Source organism: Rhodococcus sp. 852002-51564_SCH6189132-a (assembly GCF_001665495.1).
Classification (GTDB): Bacteria; Actinomycetota; Actinomycetes; order Mycobacteriales; family Mycobacteriaceae; genus Rhodococcus; species Rhodococcus pyridinivorans.
In genome coordinates this window covers 136,608-152,825 of record NZ_LZMJ01000013.1, presented here as the reverse complement: position 1 = coordinate 152,825, position 16,218 = coordinate 136,608, and the positions used below count along the sequence as shown (strand labels likewise).

Here is a 16,218-nt window from a genome sequence, read left to right as displayed (position 1 = left end):
GCCGAGCGTATGCGGGAGATCGCAGAGGTGAAGCGGCGGCTCGAGGTGCGGCCTTACGAACGGGACGGAGCCGTGCAGTCGATCCGTGAGCGCGACCGCGAACTCAGGGCGCGATCGGCCTGATCCGGACATCAGGAACGCTCTGGCGCGAACGGCCCTCGCCACCACGACGACTCTGCAAGTGTGGTTCGTGAAGCACTGTCTTCGTGAAGCACTGTCGCACCCAGAGAAGGAGAGGTCATGCCCACTCGTACCGCACGGACCGCATGGAACGGGGATCTGCAGAAGGGCTCCGGTCAGGTGGAGCTCACCAGCTCGGGCCGTGGCACGTTCGACGTGTCGTTCCCGAAACGCTCGGCGGAGAACGCGGACGGCACCACCAGCCCCGAGGAGCTCATCGCCGCCGCACACGCGTCGTGCTTCGCGATGCAGTTGTCCGCGCTGATCGCGGAGGCGGGCGGCACGCCGCAGAGCCTCGAGGTCACCGCCGACGTCTCGCTGGGGCCCGATCCGGCGGGCGGATTTCGACTCACCGGAATCCGGTTGAAGGTGCGGGGCGAGGTCGACGGCCTCGACGCCGACGGCTTCGTCAAGGCCGCGGAGGACGCGAAGGCCGGATGCCCTGTGAGCAAGGCACTCACCGGCGTCGAGATCTCCCTGGACGCCGCGCTCGAGAGCTGACGGGTTCGTGGACCGATCGGCCGGGAACAGAGCACGTCAGGGCCGGGTTGTAATCGAATATGAGCATGCCTGACGTACTTCTCCCCACCGCTCACATCGAGATCTGGTCCGACATCGCCTGCCCCTGGTGCTACATCGGCAAGCGGCGCTTCGCGGAGGCCCTCGAGTCCTTCGACGACCGCGACCGGATCGAGGTCACCTGGAGGTCGTACCAGCTCTCGCCCGACACGCCGGTCGGGCGACGGGTCCCCGAGGTGGAGGCGCTCGTCGCGATGAAGGGGATGCCGGCCGAGCAGGTCAGGCAAATGTTCGCGCAGGTCTCGGACACCGCTGCCGACGTTGGACTCGAGATCGACTTCGACAACGTCGTCGCCGCCAACACCTTCGATGCGCACCGACTCGTGCATCTGGCGGGCGACAAGCGCGACGAGGTGCTCGAAGCGTTGTTCCGTGCGCATTTCGTCGACGGCGAGGTGATCGACGATGCGGATGTCCTCGTGAAGGTCGCCGCCGAGGTCGGGCTCGATCCGGAGTCGACGCGCGCGGCGCTCGACGGCGACGATCCCGCCGGTGAAGCGGCGGCCGACGCCGTGACCGCCGATCTCTTCGACGCGCGACGGATCGGCGTGCAGGGGGTGCCGTTCTTCGTGGCCAACCGCGCCGTCGCGGTGTCGGGTGCGCAGCCTGTGGACGTCTTCCGTCAGTTCCTGCGCAGGGCCGTCGACGATGTGACGGTCAAGCTGTGAGTGCCGCGAGATAACGTCGCGCGATCTGCTGCTGGAGCAGGTGCCCGACGGGACCGGCCAGCTTCGTGTACCAGCGGGCGGGGCGGGAGAACGCGAGCACCGTTCCCCGCACCCGTCCGTCCACGGTGCGCTCGACGACGAAGGTCTCCTCGCCGCTGGCGGGATGACCGGGGAGTGTGCCGTAGGTGAACCCGCGTATGTCCGGGGTGTCGACGATCTCGATCACGCGGCACCGCGCCGACGCGCGCACCGGTCCGAGACCGAAGCCGAGATCCACTTCGACGCCGGGTACTGCGAGGGGCGTGCCGGGCGGGATCCGTATGCCCGCGCCGCGGTGCATGTCCCACGAGAACAACTGGGCAGCGGCGACCTCGAACACGGTGTCGCCGCGGCCCAGTTCGCTCTCGACCCTCAGATGTCGATAACCGGAGGGGAGCGGTGCCTCGTCCCGGAAGGCACGCAGGCTCGCTCCCACCTCCGCATAGGTGAACTCACGCCCGGACCCGCCGGACGCGGACATCTCAGGACTTCTTGACGTCGAGGACGACCTCGAACTCGAGCAGCGATGCGCCGGTCGCGACGGGCTTCTTCGCCTCACCCGCGTGGGCAGCACGTGCGTCGCCGTCGCGCCACGCGGCGAAGTCCTCCTCGGACTCCCACTGAGTCACCACGAAGTACCGGTTCTCGCCTGCGGTGGGGCGGAGCAGCTGGAAGCCCAGGAAGCCGGGGGAGTTGTCGACGGTGTGCGCCCGATTGGCGAATCGCTTCTCCAGCTCGGGGCCGGCGCCTTCGGGAACTTCGATTGCGTTGATCTTCACGACTGCCATGCGCGAGAGCCTACTCCGCTAACTTGGTCGATTGTGTTGCACGACGAGGGCGGAACCGGACGACCCATCCTGCTGTTGCACGGTCTCATGGGCAGCGCCCGCACGTGGCGTCGTCACGTGCCGTGGCTGCGCGAACACGGACACGTGTACACCTTCGACGCCGCTGGTCACGGTCGTCCCGCTCCCGACGAACTCACCACCGAGGCGTTCGTCGCCGATCTCGAAACCCATCTCACCGGGATCACCGAACCGCTCGTCGTGATCGGGCATTCGATGGGTGCCCTGCACGCGTGGTGCTTCGCTGCGACCCATCCCGAGCGGGTCACCGCGCTGGTGCTCGAGGACATGGCGCCCGACTTCCGGGGACGCACGGCCGCGAACTGGGCGGCGATGATCGCGCAGTGGCCGCAACCGTTCCCCACCGGGGATGCGGTGTTCGACTTCTTCGGGCCCGTCGCGGGTCGCTACTTCCTCGACTCGTTCGTCCGCCGCGATGACGGCTGGTATCTGCACGGCGAGGTCGAGACCTTCCGCGACATCTCGGAAGAGTGGGGGTCGCGGCACTTCTGGGACGAGTGGAACTCGATCCGCGTGCCCGCGCTGCTGCTCGAAGGCGAGTTCACCATCACCCCCGAGGGGCAGATGCGGCGGATGGTGACGCGACCCGGCACCGACCACGTCCTCGTCGACGGCGCCGGGCATCTCGTGCACGACGACCGGCCCGACGAGTTCCGCACCGCAGTGGAACACTTCCTCACCGCGCACGCACTGTCGGCGAGCCGACTCGAGTAGCACTGTCGGCGAGCCGACTCGAGTAGCACTGTCGGTAAGCCGGATCTAGGACGTCGATCCCTCGCCGGCGAGCGCGAAACGGCCGTCGTCGGTCTGCTCGACGAGACCGTCCACGAGCAGTGAGTGCAGGGCGCGGTCGCGCTGGCCCGGATCCGTGGTCCATACGCTGTCGAGGACGGGACGCTCCACCGGGACGCTGCTCTCGCGCAGCACCGCCATCAACCGGCCGCGCACCTGCCGGTCGGTGCCGGCGAACTTCTGCACCTTCCGGGGTGGTCCGTCGTGGGCGGGCCGCCCGGCCTGTACCCATGCGCACTCGGGCAGCGGGCAGCGTCCGCAGTCGGGCGTGCGAGCGGTGCACACGGTCGCACCGAGTTCCATCAGCGCCGCGGAGAAGGTCGCCGCACGTGAACGCTGACGCGGAAGGATAGCCTCGACGTCGGCGAGATCCCTTGTGGTCGAAGGGTTTCCTGGCTCCGCCCGACCGTGGACGGCGCGGGCGACGACACGACGCACGTTCGTGTCCACCACCGGCACACGCTGTCCGTATGCGAAGCACGCCACGGCGCGGGCGGTGTAGGCGCCGACGCCGGGCAGGGTCAGCAGGACGTCGACGTCCTCGGGAACCCGGTCGTCGTGCTCGGCGGCGAGTACGCCGGCGCACTCGTGCAGGCGCAGCGCGCGGCGCGGATAGCCGAGCTTGCCCCACGCCCGCAGCACCTCGGCCTGGCTCGAGGCGGCCATCGCGGACGGCACGGGCCAGCGCCGCACCCACTCCTCCCAGATCGGAGCGACTCGGGCGACCGGCGTCTGCTGCAGCATGACCTCGGACATGAGGATCTGCCAGCCCGTCACCCCGTCGCGGCGCCACGGCAGGTCGCGCGCCTGCGCGGCATACCAGCGCAGCAACGACGGTGCGTCCACGGACATCTCGGGTCTCCTCCGGTCACGGGGTCGGGTGTGGGGATCCGCTGAGGAGATGTCGAACGAAATCGGACATGTGCGCAGGTGAATAATGTACGCATGCCGAACTCCAATCCCATCTCCGCCTGGAAAGCCCTGACCGAGGGTAATCATCGTTTCGTCAGCGACACGCCGCTGCACCCGAGCCAGGGAATCGATCGTCGCGCCGAACTCGTCAACGGCCAGCACCCCACCGCCGTGCTGTTCGGCTGCGGAGACTCCCGCGTCGCCGCAGAGATCATCTTCGACCAGGGGCTCGGCGACATGTTCGTGGTCCGTACCGCGGGTCACGTCATCGACAGTTCCGTCCTCGGTTCCATCGAGTACGCAGTCGACATCCTCAACGTTCCGCTCATCGTCATCCTCGGTCACGACAGCTGTGGTGCCGTGGCGGCGACCATCGATGCCCTCGACAAGGGCACGGTGCCGGGCGGCCACATCCGCAGCCTCGTCGAGCGTGTCGCTCCCTCGATCCTGATGGGCAGGGCCGAGGGTCTGTCCACCGTCGACGAACTCGAGGGGCGCCACGTCGTCGAGACGGGCAAGCTGCTCACGGATCGTTCGCGGATCATCGCCGACCGCATCGCCGACGGCCGCTGCGCCATCGTGGGCGTCACCTACAAGCTCGAGGACGGCAAGGTGAGTCTGCGGGGCCACTTCGGAGACATCGGCGAGGTCTCCGACAACTGAAGACGGGTGCACCTGCGGTCACAACGATGTGACTGCAGGTCACAGCGACACGCCGACGGCGGTGTAGCCGTGCGCAGCCTGTGGCACATACCGTGGGGGGCGTGCTTGAACCGACCGGTCCTCTGCCCCCCGAGATCTACTGGCGACGACGCATTCTCGCGATCGGAGTCTCGGTGGTCGTGCTGGCTCTGGTCATCTGGCTCGTAGTGGCGCTGACCGGCGGCGACGACCCCGATCAGAATCCCGAACCCGCAGCAGCGGAGGTGACGACCTCCGCCACCACGACGGCGGCCGATGCGTCCGCCGACGCGGCGTCCGCGAGCACCACCCGGAGCGGTGGATCCTCGGGTTCGTCCGGGACGCGTAGTGCAGGGGATTCGGCCTCGGAGGACGCGGACGACGAGGACAACACGTCCACGTCCGCCACCACCTCCGCTGCTCCGGTTCCGCCGGGGCAGTGCTCCGATCAGTCGCTCGCCGTGCGGGTGACGGCGGACGAGCCGAACTACAGGGTCGGTTCCGAACCCGATTTCACGATCGTCATCACCAACATCGGCACGTCGCAGTGCGAACGCGACCTCGGTGCGGGCCTTCAGCAGGTGCTCGTCTACAGCCTCGACGGCAACGAGCGACTCTGGGCGAACACCGACTGCTTCCCCGAATCGACCGCCGACATCCGGTCGCTCGCTCCGGGCGACCAGGCCGCCTATTCCGTCAAGTGGTCGGCGACGACCTCCGAGCCCGGCTGCCAGGCGCCGCGCGAACCGGTCGGTCCCGGCGCGTACACCGTGGTCGGGCAGCTCGGCGGCCTGCGCAGCGCGCCCGAGCCGTTCAACATCACGCCCTGACCTGCTGCTCGTCCGGTAGTTGTTCAGTCGTAGTGGTTGATCGCGGCTTCGGCGAGCCGCGACAGTCCCTCGCGGATGTACCGGGCCCACAGGGCGCCGACCCCGTCGACCGCCTGCAGATCGGCAGCGGTGGCCGCGAGCAGGCCCTGCAGTGTGCCGAACGCACCTACGAGCCGGTTGATCTGCCGGGCCTGCAGGCGCGGCACCCGATGGAGCACGCGATAACCGCGGGGACTCATCGAGGTGTCGAGGGCCTCGATGGTGCCCGAATAGCCGAAGGCGCGGGCGAGGCTCGTCAGGTCGAGCAGGTCGACGTCGGTCAGGTGTGCGAGACGCTCGAGCGCCTGCTCGACCTCCTGCTGGGTGGGGACGTGCTCGCCCGCAAGATAGTCCCGCACGATGAGCTGCCGGGCGAGCTGGTTGTCGCCGACGAGTTCTTCGAGCTGGAGGGCCAGCTGGCGACCGTCGGTCCCGAGTTCGAGCACGTCCTGCTCGATCTCCACGGACAGGCGGTGCATCATCTCGAGCCGCTGCGCCACGGTGAGCGCGTCGCGCAGCGTGACGATGTCCTCGATCTCGACCACGGACAACTGCCGGGTCACCTCGTCGAGGCGGGCCTTGTAGCGCTCGAGTGTCGCGACGGCCTGGTTGGCCCGGGACAGGATGGTCGCGGAGTCGTTGATGACGTGGCGGCGACCGTCGACGTACACGCTGACGATGCTCATCGACTGGCTGACCGAAACCACCGGATATCCGGTCTGGATTGCGGTGCGTTCCGCGGCGCGGTGCCGGGTGCCGGACTCCACGGTGGGGATGCTCGGATCGGGCACGAGTTGCACGTTGGCACGCACGATGCGCGAACCGTCGGTGGACACGACCACGGCGCCGTCCATCTTCGACAGCTCCCGAAGTCGGGTGGGGGCGAACTCGACGTCGAGTTCGAAACCGCCGTCGCACAGCTCGGCGACCTTGTCGTCGAAACCGAGGACGATCAGGCCGCCCGTGCGGCCGCGGAGGATGCGTTCGAGACCGTCGCGTAGCGCGGTGCCGGGCGCCAGACGAGCGATGGTGTCGCTCAGCGTCGATGCCGGCGCCGACTCGGTCATCTGGACTTCCTTCCCCTGTGCGGTCTGCGGTCGTCGTCACAATGCGCGGACTCGTGGATCGGCGCCCCGACCGCGCAACTACATTACTTGCTTATGCGCAGCACCTGGACTTTGCCCGACGACCTCGTCGTTCCCGATCTACCGGAAGATCATCCCGGCCCGGGTGCGCCGGTACCGCAGCATTGGAACAAGTGCTTCGGGTGTGGTGACGACCAGCCCTCCGGCCTCGCGATGGAGTTCACGATCGGCGAGGGCCTCGAGGTGCTCGGCCGTCTCGACGTCGCCACGCGCTACCAGGGCGGACCGGGATTCATCCACGGCGGCATCCTCATGACGGCCTTCGACGAGGTCCAGGGAATGGCGTGCAACGCCGCCCTGCGGACCGCCGTCGTCACCGGGCACTTCGAGACGGACTTCGCCCGTCCCATCCCCCTGGGCTCGGTGCTCGAGTTCCGCGCCCGCGTCGACGGCTTGGTGCGGCGCAAGGTCTACACCAGTGCGGAGGCGCGCATCGTCGCCGGTCCGCCGGCCGATCCGGACGTCGTGGTGGCGTCGTCGGTCGGGTTGTTCGTCGTCGTCGGGCACGAGCACTTCGCGAAGGGCCGCGACTACGCCGACGGCATCCCGCAGAGTGAACACGACATCTCCGCCGTCTGACATCTCCGCCCTCCGGGTTTTCGCGTTCAGGTCTCCGGTCCGTCGGGGAGCAGCGGAACACCCGGCCGGTGGTCGCGTCCGAGCAACGCCGCGGAAGTGACCGCGCCCGCGCCGTAGCGGGAGTGCAGATCGTCCAGGACGGCATCGAGGGCATGCCGGTCGACGGCGCGGTGCTGCGTTCGCGTGTCTGCAGTACTGTCCCCGGCGGCCTCGACCGGCTCGTCGAACGGCAGCTCGAGTTGCTCGACGCCTTCACCGACGAGATTCGTCACCGCGATCCCGATGAGCGTGAGACCGCGCTCGGCGATGAGCGGTCGGGTCTGCTCGAGCAGGTCGTGCGCCGCCGCCGACAGCAGATCGGTGCGTGCGGTGGCCCCGGGCAGCGTGTGAGAGCGTGTCGCGCGGGTGTAGTCGGCGAAGCGCATCCGCAGGACCACCGTGCGGCCGAGGCGTCCGGCCCGGCGCATCCGCCGGCCCACGCGGTCGACGAGCAGTTGCAGCGTCTCGCCGACCGACTCGAGGCTGTGGGGTCCGCGGCCGAGCGCGTGCTGCGCGCCCATCGAACTGCGCCGCCGATGCCGGACCGGACGCGGATCGTGACCGATCGCGAGCGCGTGCAGGTGGCGTCCCGCCGTGCGTCCGAGCAGCGAGACGAGATCGGACTCGGAGTGGGCGGCGACATCGGCCACGGTCCGCAGACCGTGCGCGTGCAACTTCGCCGCCGTCACCTTGCCGACGCCCCACAACCGCTCCACCGGCAACGGATGGAGGAACTCGAGTTCGGCGTGCGGAGGGACGAGGAGCAGTCCGTCGGGCTTGGCCACCCCGCTCGCGACCTTGGCGAGGAACTTGGTGCGCGCGACACCGACGGTGATCGGCAGCCCCACCTCCTCGGCGACCGTGCGGCGCAGGCGTGCGGCGATGTCGACGGGTCTGCCTGCGATGCGCCCGAGACCGGAGACGTCGAGGAACGCCTCGTCGATGGAGATCCCCTCCACGATCGGTGTGGTGCGATCGAAGATCGCGAAGACGTCGCGCGAGGCCTGCGCATAGGCCTCCATGCGGGGAGGCACCGAGATCAGTCCCGGGCACAGGGCGCGGGCGGCTCGGCCCGACATCGCGGTGACGATGCCGTGAGCCTTGGCCTCATAGCTCGCCGCGAGTACGACGCCCCCGCCCACGACGATCGGTTTGGCGCGCAGCCACGGATCGTCGCGCTGCTCCACCGACGCGTAGAACGCGTCGAGATCGGCATGCAGCACCGTCGCATCGGACACGAACACATGTTCGCACCGGCCGCCGACACCTCGGCAGATCGGCGCTGCCGACATGTCCGCAGGTCAGCGTGTGAGGGTCGACAGTGCCTGCGCCACGTTGGACACCTCGAACTTCTTCATGCCCTTCGGGACACCCTCGACATCGCGCGGAACCACCCCGCGGTCGAAGCCGAGCCGGTTCGCCTCCGCGAGTCGGCGACCCGCACCGACGACACGACGGACCTCCCCGGCGAGACCGACCTCGCCGAGCAGCACGGTGCCGGCCGGGACGGGCTGGTCGCGTACGGCTGAGGCGACGGCGAGTGCGAGCGCGAGGTCGGCGGACGGATCGGTGATCCGCATACCGCCGACGGTGGAGGCGTAGACGTCGCAGTTACCGAGCCGGCCGAGCCCGCAGCGACGCTCGAGCACCGCGAGCACCATCGCCACCCGCGCCGAGTCGAGACCGCTCACGGCGCGTCGCGGTGAAGGATTGTGCGTGGGCACCACGAGCGCCTGGACCTCACCGAGGAGCGGGCGTTTGCCGTCCATCGTGACCGTGACGGCAGTGCCGGGCACGGCCTCGTCGCGGTGCTGCAGGAACAATCCCGACGGGTCGCTGACGCCGACGATCCCGTCCTCGGCAAGTTCGAAGCAGCCCACCTCGTCGGCGGCTCCGAACCGGTTCTTCACCCCGCGCACCATGCGCAGCGTGGAGTGCTTGTCGCCTTCGAAGTGCAGCACCACGTCGACGAGGTGCTCGAGGGAACGCGGACCGGCGACCGCGCCGTCCTTGGTGACGTGGCCGATGAGCAGCACCGGGATGCCGCTGGACTTCGCGAGGGAGGTCAGGGCGCTGGTGACTGCGCGGACCTGCGTGACACCGCCGGTCACGCCGTCGACGTCGGCGGCGAGCATCGTCTGGACGGAGTCGACGACCAGCAGCGTGGGCTTGACCTGCTCCACGTGCCCGAAGATCGTCGCGAGGTCGTTCTCGGCGGCAAGATAGACCCGGTCGTGCACGGCGCCGGTGCGGTCGGCGCGCAGGCGCACCTGACCGGCCGACTCCTCGCCGGTGACGTAGAGCGCGCGATCGGCTTCGCCGCGCAACGCCCAGCGGTGCACCACCTCGAGGAGCAGCGTGGACTTGCCGACACCGGGTTCGCCGGCGAGCAGGACGACCGAACCGGGTACGACACCGCCGCCGAGGACGCGGTCGAGCTCGGGGATGCCCGTGGGCTTCGCGTGGGTGGCCTTGCCGTCGATCTGCGACAGCGGGGTGGCCGGGGTGCTCGGCAGCACGGCGGCGGCACCGGCGCGGGCGAGCGAGGTACCCGACCGCGAGGCGACCGCGACCGGTTGGACGGGTGCTTCGTCCATCGACCCCCACGTTCCGCATTCGGGACAGCGCCCGACCCACTTCGCGACGGTGTGCGAGCAGTCGGAACAGCGGTAGAGGGTCTTGGTCTTTGCCACGGCCGGAGGATAGTCGGTCGCACCGACACCGGAGCGGATGCGAGGAGGGCCCGGCCGAGCTGTGCTCGACGGGGCCCTCCAGCAGGAAGTCCTAGTGTGCTTCGCCCACGATCGGCGAGAGCTCCGACTCGTCGCGGGGGAGCTCCGGGCCGGCGTCGATCGGCACGGACAGGGTCACGTCGCCGGCCTCGGCGAACGTGAAGGTCACGGGGATGGTCAGGCCCGGGCGGACACCCTCGGAGAGGTTCACGAGCTCGACGTTGTTGACGACGCCTGCCGGGGCCGGGGAGGGGGTCTCCTCGGTGCTGTTCGGACGCGGCGACTCGTCGACCTCCTCGACGAGGGCGGCGTTCTCCTCGGAGACACCGGCGACCACGGAGGACTGCGGCGGAATCTCGAGGCGGGCACCGGTGACCGAGGCTGCGAAATCGGTGGAGATACCGGTGAGCTGATCGCCGACGTACGGGTCGAGGTTGACGATCGTGAAGCCGAGCTGGGCGGTGCCGCCGGGCTCGATGCTGTACTCCTCGGAGTTCGGGTAGATCACGTGCACGTTGCGCAGCGCGAGGCTGCCGGCGTCCACGTTGGAACCGTTGATGGCCGCGACCTGGGTCGAGGTCTGGGTGATCTGACCGGCGCTGCACGCGGACATCGTGAGCGCCGCTCCCGCGGCAAGGGCGAGAGCGGTCACGACTCGGCGAGTCGGCGCTTTGAGAGCAGTCACGGGTTCCTCCACTCGAGTAAGGCTCGCAATCCACTAGGCAGAGTAGTAGTTCCCGTGTGCGCTGTGTACGTCGGGGCCGGATCTCGTGCGGATTCGCGCGCGGAAGACGAGATCGACAGGCGCCCACGGGCGGGTGTGTCGGAGGTCACCCGATACACGGAAGCAACTGCCTGTCAAGCCCTACGCTCAGTGCTCGGTGCCCCTGACCTGCATCGTTGACGGGAGGGTGATGTGGTCACGTGTTAAACTGGGAGAATCGAAAGGGGCACGGGACACATGATTTTCAAGGTCGGAGACACCGTCGTATACCCCCACCACGGTGCGGCGCTGATCGAAGCAATCGAAACACGCACCATCAAGGGTGAGCAGAAGGAATATCTGGTTCTGAAAGTCGCGCAGGGCGACCTGACGGTCCGGGTACCTGCAGAGAACGCGGAGTACGTCGGAGTGCGCGACGTCGTCGGGCAGGAAGGCCTCGACAAGGTTTTCCAGGTGCTGCGCGCACCCCACACGGAAGAACCCACCAACTGGTCACGGCGGTACAAGGCCAACCTCGAGAAGCTGGCCTCCGGCGATGTCAACAAGGTCGCAGAAGTTGTGCGCGACCTGTGGCGCCGGGAGCAGGACCGCGGCCTGTCCGCAGGTGAGAAGCGGATGCTCGCCAAGGCACGTCAGATCCTCGTCGGTGAGCTCGCGCTCGCCGAGGGCACCGACGACGTCAAGGCGGAGACCATGCTCGACGAGGTTCTCGCCGCCGCTTCCTGACGCGCGAGACATCGGCAAACTGCACATGAGCGATCGCAACGGGCCGGTCGTCGGAATCCTTCCGGCGGCCGGCCGCGGTGTTCGCCTGGGAGAACCACTGCCCAAGGCGTTCGTGGAACTGGACGGCCGCACGATGCTCGACCGCTCGGTCGAGGCGATGCTCGCTTCAGCGGTCATCGATCGAGTGGTGATCGTCGCGCCGCCCGAACTGGCTGCGACGCCCGCGGACCGGCTCGTCGGCGAGTCGTTCGCCGACCGGGTCACCGTCGTCGCGGGTGGCGCCGAACGCGCCGACTCGGTGCGCGCCGGTCTTGCGGCGGCATCGGGCGCGCGGTTCGTGCTCGTCCACGACGCCGCGCGTGCGCTCACCCCGGCCGAGCTGTTCGTCCGGGTCGTCGATGCGTTGCGGGCCGGCAGCGACGCGGTGATCCCCGTCCTGCCCGTCGTCGACACCATCAAGAGTGTCGACAAGGACGGAGTCGTCACCGGGACTCCCGACCGGTCGACCCTCCGCGCGGTGCAGACGCCGCAGGGATTCGACGTCGAATTGCTCGAGCGGGCCAACCGCGACGCCGCCGACGCGACCGACGACGCGGGACTCGTCGAGCGGTTGGGGGAGCGGATCACCACCGTCGTGGGAGACCCTCTCGCTTTCAAGATCACCACCCCACTGGACCTGGTGCTGGCACGGACCGTGCTCGCGTCCGGCGTCCGCACCGAGAAGGAGATGTGAGCATCGTGCGTGTCGGCATCGGAACGGACGTGCATCCCGTGGAGGCCGGACGGCCGTGCTGGATGGCCGGTCTGCTGTTCGAGGGCGCCGACGGGTGCGCGGGTCACTCCGACGGGGACGTCGCTGCGCACGCGCTGTGCGATGCGGTGCTCTCGGCCGCCGGTCTCGGCGACCTCGGATCGGTCTTCGGCACGGGCCGACCGGAGACGGCCGGCGCCTCCGGTGTCGCGATGCTCGGCGAGGTACGTCGCCTGCTCGACGACGCCGGCTGGGTGGTGGGCAATGCCGCCGTCCAGGTGATCGGGAACCGCCCGAAGATCGGGCCGCGGCGCGAGGAGGCACAGGCGGTGCTGTCCGAGGCGCTCGGCGGTCCGGTCTCCGTGTCGGCGACCACCACGGACGGACTCGGGCTCACCGGCCGGGGAGAAGGTGTGGCGGCGGTTGCGACCGCACTGGTCCTGGCCCAGCAGGACGAGCGGTAGGATAGACGGTCGTGACCTTGCGCTTATACGACACCGAATCGCGGGCCGTGCGGGATTTCGAACCGCTGGTCCCCGGCCAGGCCTCGGTGTACCTGTGTGGGGCCACCGTCCAAGGCGAACCCCATATCGGGCACGTACGCAGCGGCGTTGCGTTCGACGTGCTCCGCCGGTGGCTCGCTACCAAGAGTCTCGATGTCTTGTTTGTGAGAAATGTCACAGACATCGAGGATAAGATCCTCCGCAAGGCGGCAGAGGCAGGTCGGCCGTGGTGGGAGTGGGCCGCGACCTACGAGCGGGCCTTCAACCGCGCCTACGATGCGCTCGGTGTGCTTCCTCCCTCGGTGGAACCTCGCGCGACCGGCCACATCACGCAGATGGTCGAACTCATCCAGCGCCTCATCGACGCCGGGCACGCCTACGCGGCCGACGGCGACGTCTACTTCGACGTGCTGAGCTACCCCGAATACGGTGCCCTCTCCGGACACCGCATCGAGGACGTCCACCAGGGTGAGAGCGCCGGACTCGGCAAGCGCGACCCCCGCGACTTCACGCTGTGGAAGGCCGAGAAGCCCGGTGAGCCGTCCTGGCCCACCCCGTGGGGACGTGGTCGCCCCGGCTGGCATCTCGAGTGCTCCGCGATGGCCGGCTTCTATCTCGGCGGCACCTTCGACATCCACTGCGGAGGCATGGACCTCGTCTTCCCGCACCACGAGAACGAGATGGCGCAGTCCCGCGCCGCCGGCGACGGCTTCGCCCGCTACTGGTTGCACAACGGCTGGGTGACGATGGGCGGCGAGAAGATGTCGAAGTCGCTCGGTAACGTGCTGTCGATCCCCAACGTGCTCGCCCGCGTCCGGCCACAGGAACTGCGCTACTACCTGGGCAGCGCCCACTACCGTTCGATGCTCGAATACTCCGACGACGCGCTCGCCGAAGCGGCCGCAGCGTACCGGGGACTCGAGTCGTTCGTGCTCAAGACCCGCGACCGCGCGGGCGAGGTGCCCGTGGGCGAGTGGACCGAGGCCTTCGCCGAGGCTCTCGACGACGATCTCGGTGTGCCCAAGGCGCTCGCGGAAATACACCGCAAGCGCAGCAAGGGCAACAAGGCGCTCGACAACGGCGATCTCGACACGGCCGTGCAGATCGCCTCGCAGGTCCGGAGCATGCTCGGCATCCTCGGTGTCGACCCGCTCGACGAGCACTGGTGCTCCACCGACGATTCAGGGTCGGCCGCACTCGCGGCACTCGACGTGCTGGTCGGCGCGGATCTCGAACGCCGCACGACCGCCCGGGCCGAGAAGAACTGGGCGGTGGCCGACGAGGTGCGGGACCGCCTCACAGCCGCGGGGGTCGAAGTGACCGATACGCCCAACGGACCCGAGTGGTCTCTGAAAGCAGGACAGTGATGGCAGGCAATTCCCAGCGTCGCGGCGCTATTCGTAAGGGCGGCACGAAGAAGGGGCAGGTCGTCGGGTCCGGCGGGCAGCGGCGACGCGGGCTCGAAGCGCGTGGCGCCACCCCCAAGGCCGAGGACCGGCCCTACCACCCCGCCGCACGGCGTGCCCGGGCCGCGGCCAAGGCCGCCGACCCGCGCGGTGGCGGTCGTCGTCCCGCGGCCGGTCGCAAGGCCGAGGACGGGCCCGAGATGGTGCTCGGCCGCAATCCGGTCGTCGAGTGCCTACGTGCCGGTGTGCCCGCGACCGCTCTGTACGTCGCCCTCGGCGCCGAGGCCGACGAGCGGCTCAAGGAAGCCGTGCAGCGCTCGGCCGAGATGGGCATCTCGATCCTCGAGGTCTCGCGTTCCGAACTCGACCGTCTGTCGTCGAACGGGATGCACCAGGGCATCGGCCTGCAGGTGCCGCCGTACCGCTACGCGCACCCCGACGACCTGCTGGCCCGCGCCGCGGAGAACCACGAGCGTCCGCTGCTCGTGGCCCTCGACAACATCTCCGATCCGCGCAATCTCGGCGCGGTGATCCGTTCGGTCGCGGCCTTCGGCGGCCACGGTGTGGTCATCCCGCAGCGCCGTTCGGCGTCGGTGACGGCCGTGGCATGGCGCACGAGCGCCGGTGCCGCAGCGCGACTGCCCGTCGCGCGTGCCACCAACCTCACGCGCACGCTCAAGGACTGGCAGTCCCGCGGTGTCCGCGTCGTCGGTCTCGATGCCGGTGGCGACACCAACCTCGACGATTTCGACGGCACCGATCCCGTCGTCGTGGTCGTGGGGTCGGAGGGCAAGGGACTCTCGCGCCTGGTGCGGGAGACCTGCGACGCCGTTCTCTCCATCCCGATGGCCGGAGACGTCGAGTCGCTCAACGCCTCCGTCGCGGCGGGCGTGGTGCTCGCGGACATCGCGCGGCAGCGTCGGGTCTGATCGAGTCTGCCCGAGCTGCGGTCGCGAGGGCCTAGTCTGTCCTCGTGGTCGCATCCCTGCCGTTCCGTACGAAGGTGTTCGCCTTCCTCGAACGCTTCGCCGACAAGTCCATTGCCGACGCGTCCGTCGACGAGATCCCGGCACGTCGTGCTGCGCGCACGAAGCTCCTGTCGTCCCCGGTCGGACGGCTGATCTCGGGCCGGACGCATCCCGGCGTGCGGATCGAGGACCGATGGGTCGATCTCGAGCACGAGGTGATCGACGATCTCGCCCCCGAGGACTCCCCGGTCCGGACCCGTCTGCGGATCTATCGGCCCTCGGCGCGAACGAGCGGTCCGCTGCCGGTCGTGCTGCTGTTCCACGGCGGCGGGTGGGTGCTCGGCAATCCGGAGCAGAACGAGTGGTGGGCGAGCCACACCGCCGCGCGGACCCCGAGCGTCGTGGTGTCGGTGGACTACCGGCTCGCCCCCGAACATCCCTATCCCGCAGCGGTGCTGGACTGCTGGGCGGCGTTCCGGTGGGTCGTCGCACACGCTGCGGAACTCGACGGTGATCCGTCCCGCGTCGTGGTCGCCGGTGACAGTGCCGGAGGCAATCTCGCCGCGGTCGTCGCCGACGTGGCCGGCCGCTCGGGTGGTCCGCTGCCGGCCGGTCAGGTGCTGATCTATCCGGCGACGGAGATGGAGGAGGAGTTCCCGTCGGAGCGGCAGTTCGCGAACGCTCCCGTGCTCACCTCCCGCGGTATGCGGGCGTTCGTGCGCCTGTATCTGGCCGGAGCCGATCCGTATGCGCCGACCGCGGCTCCCCTGCGCGGCACGCTCGCCGGTGCCGTCGTACCGGCCCTCGTCCAGATCGCCGGGCACGACCCGTTGCGCGACAACGCCGTTCGATACGCCGAAGCATTGCGGGCCAAGGGCGGCGACGTCGCGGAGACCGATTATCCCGACACCGTGCACGGCTATCTCAGCCTGCCCGGCATCTCTCCGCCCGCGACACACGCACTCGACGAGGCGATCACCTTCGTACGTCGGGTGACGGCTACCGACCCGACCGACGAGGACGACACCTCCGTGCCGTCACGCGCCTGACGGTCACCCA

General features: G+C 69.2%; 19 protein-coding genes. 12 read left to right on the top strand and 7 right to left on the bottom strand.

Going from position 1 to position 16,218, the window contains the following annotated elements; translation table 11 throughout:
* Nucleotides 1-240: 240 nt before the first annotated feature.
* Entirely contained in the window at nt 241-681 is a 441-nt protein-coding gene (locus tag A5767_RS02695; protein WP_064851582.1) for an OsmC family protein, read from the top strand.
* A gap of 59 nt (nt 682-740) precedes the next feature.
* Nucleotides 741-1,427 carry a DsbA family oxidoreductase gene (locus tag A5767_RS02690; protein WP_064851581.1) on the top strand — a complete coding sequence of 229 codons (687 nt, stop codon included), beginning with the start codon at nt 741-743 and terminating at the stop codon, nt 1,425-1,427.
* On the opposite strand, the gene A5767_RS02685 is transcribed toward A5767_RS02690, so the two are convergent.
* Together A5767_RS02685 and A5767_RS02680 are read right to left on the bottom strand one after the other, a co-directional pair.
* Nucleotides 1,417-1,947, bottom strand: a complete 531-nt coding sequence (locus tag A5767_RS02685) for a DUF1990 family protein (RefSeq protein ID WP_006550496.1) — start codon at nt 1,945-1,947, stop codon at nt 1,417-1,419. The two genes, A5767_RS02690 and A5767_RS02685, sit on opposite strands and share 11 nt — an antisense overlap.
* A gap of 1 nt (nt 1,948) precedes the next feature.
* A complete protein-coding gene (locus A5767_RS02680; protein ID WP_006550495.1) occupies nt 1,949-2,254 on the bottom strand; it encodes an antibiotic biosynthesis monooxygenase family protein in 306 nt (101 codons plus the stop codon).
* 33 nt (nt 2,255-2,287) lie between these two features.
* Between A5767_RS02680 and A5767_RS02675 the strand changes: the two genes are divergently transcribed.
* The gene (locus A5767_RS02675) at nt 2,288-3,046 is read left to right on the top strand and encodes an alpha/beta fold hydrolase (RefSeq protein WP_006550494.1); all 759 of its coding nucleotides are present in this window, start codon (nt 2,288-2,290) and stop codon (nt 3,044-3,046) included.
* Between the two features lie 45 nt (nt 3,047-3,091).
* Here A5767_RS02675 and A5767_RS02670 read toward each other — a convergent pair whose 3' ends face one another.
* Nucleotides 3,092-3,976, bottom strand: a complete 885-nt coding sequence (locus A5767_RS02670; RefSeq protein ID WP_019290185.1) for an A/G-specific adenine glycosylase — start codon at nt 3,974-3,976, stop codon at nt 3,092-3,094.
* 93 nt (nt 3,977-4,069) lie between these two features.
* Between A5767_RS02670 and A5767_RS02665 the strand changes: the two genes are divergently transcribed.
* Together A5767_RS02665 and A5767_RS02660 are read left to right on the top strand one after the other, a co-directional pair.
* Nucleotides 4,070-4,699: a carbonic anhydrase gene (locus A5767_RS02665; protein WP_019290184.1), complete on the top strand. Its 630-nt coding sequence runs from the start codon at nt 4,070-4,072 to the stop codon at nt 4,697-4,699.
* A 101-nt stretch (nt 4,700-4,800) separates the two neighbouring features.
* Nucleotides 4,801-5,547, top strand: coding sequence for a hypothetical protein (locus tag A5767_RS02660; protein WP_006550491.1), 747 nt, complete (start codon nt 4,801-4,803; stop codon nt 5,545-5,547).
* A gap of 23 nt (nt 5,548-5,570) precedes the next feature.
* Here the strand turns inward: A5767_RS02660 and disA are convergent, their stop codons facing one another.
* Nucleotides 5,571-6,653, bottom strand: a complete 1,083-nt coding sequence (gene disA / locus A5767_RS02655; RefSeq protein WP_006550490.1) for a DNA integrity scanning diadenylate cyclase DisA — start codon at nt 6,651-6,653, stop codon at nt 5,571-5,573.
* A 93-nt stretch (nt 6,654-6,746) separates the two neighbouring features.
* Here disA and A5767_RS02650 point away from each other — a divergent pair, with 93 nt between their 5' ends.
* Nucleotides 6,747-7,310 carry a PaaI family thioesterase gene (locus tag A5767_RS02650; RefSeq protein ID WP_006550489.1) on the top strand — a complete coding sequence of 188 codons (564 nt, stop codon included), beginning with the start codon at nt 6,747-6,749 and terminating at the stop codon, nt 7,308-7,310.
* Between the two features lie 26 nt (nt 7,311-7,336).
* Here A5767_RS02650 and dinB read toward each other — a convergent pair whose 3' ends face one another.
* The 3 genes from dinB to A5767_RS02635 form a co-directional block, all read right to left on the bottom strand.
* Nucleotides 7,337-8,593 carry a DNA polymerase IV gene (gene dinB / locus A5767_RS02645; protein WP_019290182.1) on the bottom strand — a complete coding sequence of 419 codons (1,257 nt, stop codon included), beginning with the start codon at nt 8,591-8,593 and terminating at the stop codon, nt 7,337-7,339.
* Between the two features lie 57 nt (nt 8,594-8,650).
* Complete coding sequence (radA, locus tag A5767_RS02640) at nt 8,651-10,042, bottom strand: DNA repair protein RadA (protein WP_006550487.1); 1,392 nt, start codon at nt 10,040-10,042, stop codon at nt 8,651-8,653.
* Nucleotides 10,043-10,133: 91 nt separating this feature from the next.
* A complete protein-coding gene (locus tag A5767_RS02635; RefSeq protein WP_024102857.1) occupies nt 10,134-10,766 on the bottom strand; it encodes a hypothetical protein in 633 nt (210 codons plus the stop codon).
* Nucleotides 10,767-11,042: 276 nt separating this feature from the next.
* On the opposite strand from A5767_RS02635, the gene carD reads away from it, so the two are divergent.
* The 6 genes from carD to A5767_RS02605 are packed head-to-tail and all read left to right on the top strand — an operon-like array spanning nt 11,043 to nt 16,208.
* Nucleotides 11,043-11,531, top strand: a complete 489-nt coding sequence (carD, locus tag A5767_RS02630; protein ID WP_006550486.1) for an RNA polymerase-binding transcription factor CarD — start codon at nt 11,043-11,045, stop codon at nt 11,529-11,531.
* Between the two features lie 25 nt (nt 11,532-11,556).
* Nucleotides 11,557-12,264, top strand: a complete 708-nt coding sequence (gene ispD / locus A5767_RS02625; protein ID WP_039583832.1) for a 2-C-methyl-D-erythritol 4-phosphate cytidylyltransferase — start codon at nt 11,557-11,559, stop codon at nt 12,262-12,264.
* 5 nt (nt 12,265-12,269) lie between these two features.
* Nucleotides 12,270-12,746: a 2-C-methyl-D-erythritol 2,4-cyclodiphosphate synthase gene (gene ispF, locus A5767_RS02620; RefSeq protein ID WP_064851599.1), complete on the top strand. Its 477-nt coding sequence runs from the start codon at nt 12,270-12,272 to the stop codon at nt 12,744-12,746.
* An 11-nt stretch (nt 12,747-12,757) separates the two neighbouring features.
* On the top strand, nt 12,758-14,152 hold the full coding sequence (cysS, locus tag A5767_RS02615; RefSeq protein WP_006550483.1) for a cysteine--tRNA ligase: 1,395 nt from the start codon (nt 12,758-12,760) through the stop codon (nt 14,150-14,152).
* A complete protein-coding gene (gene rlmB, locus A5767_RS02610) occupies nt 14,152-15,120 on the top strand; it encodes a 23S rRNA (guanosine(2251)-2'-O)-methyltransferase RlmB (RefSeq protein WP_006550482.1) in 969 nt (322 codons plus the stop codon). The genes cysS and rlmB overlap by 1 nt, the downstream gene beginning before the upstream one ends.
* Nucleotides 15,121-15,164: 44 nt before the next feature.
* Complete coding sequence (locus tag A5767_RS02605) at nt 15,165-16,208, top strand: alpha/beta hydrolase (RefSeq protein ID WP_033096924.1); 1,044 nt, start codon at nt 15,165-15,167, stop codon at nt 16,206-16,208.
* Nucleotides 16,209-16,218: the final 10 nt, after the last annotated feature.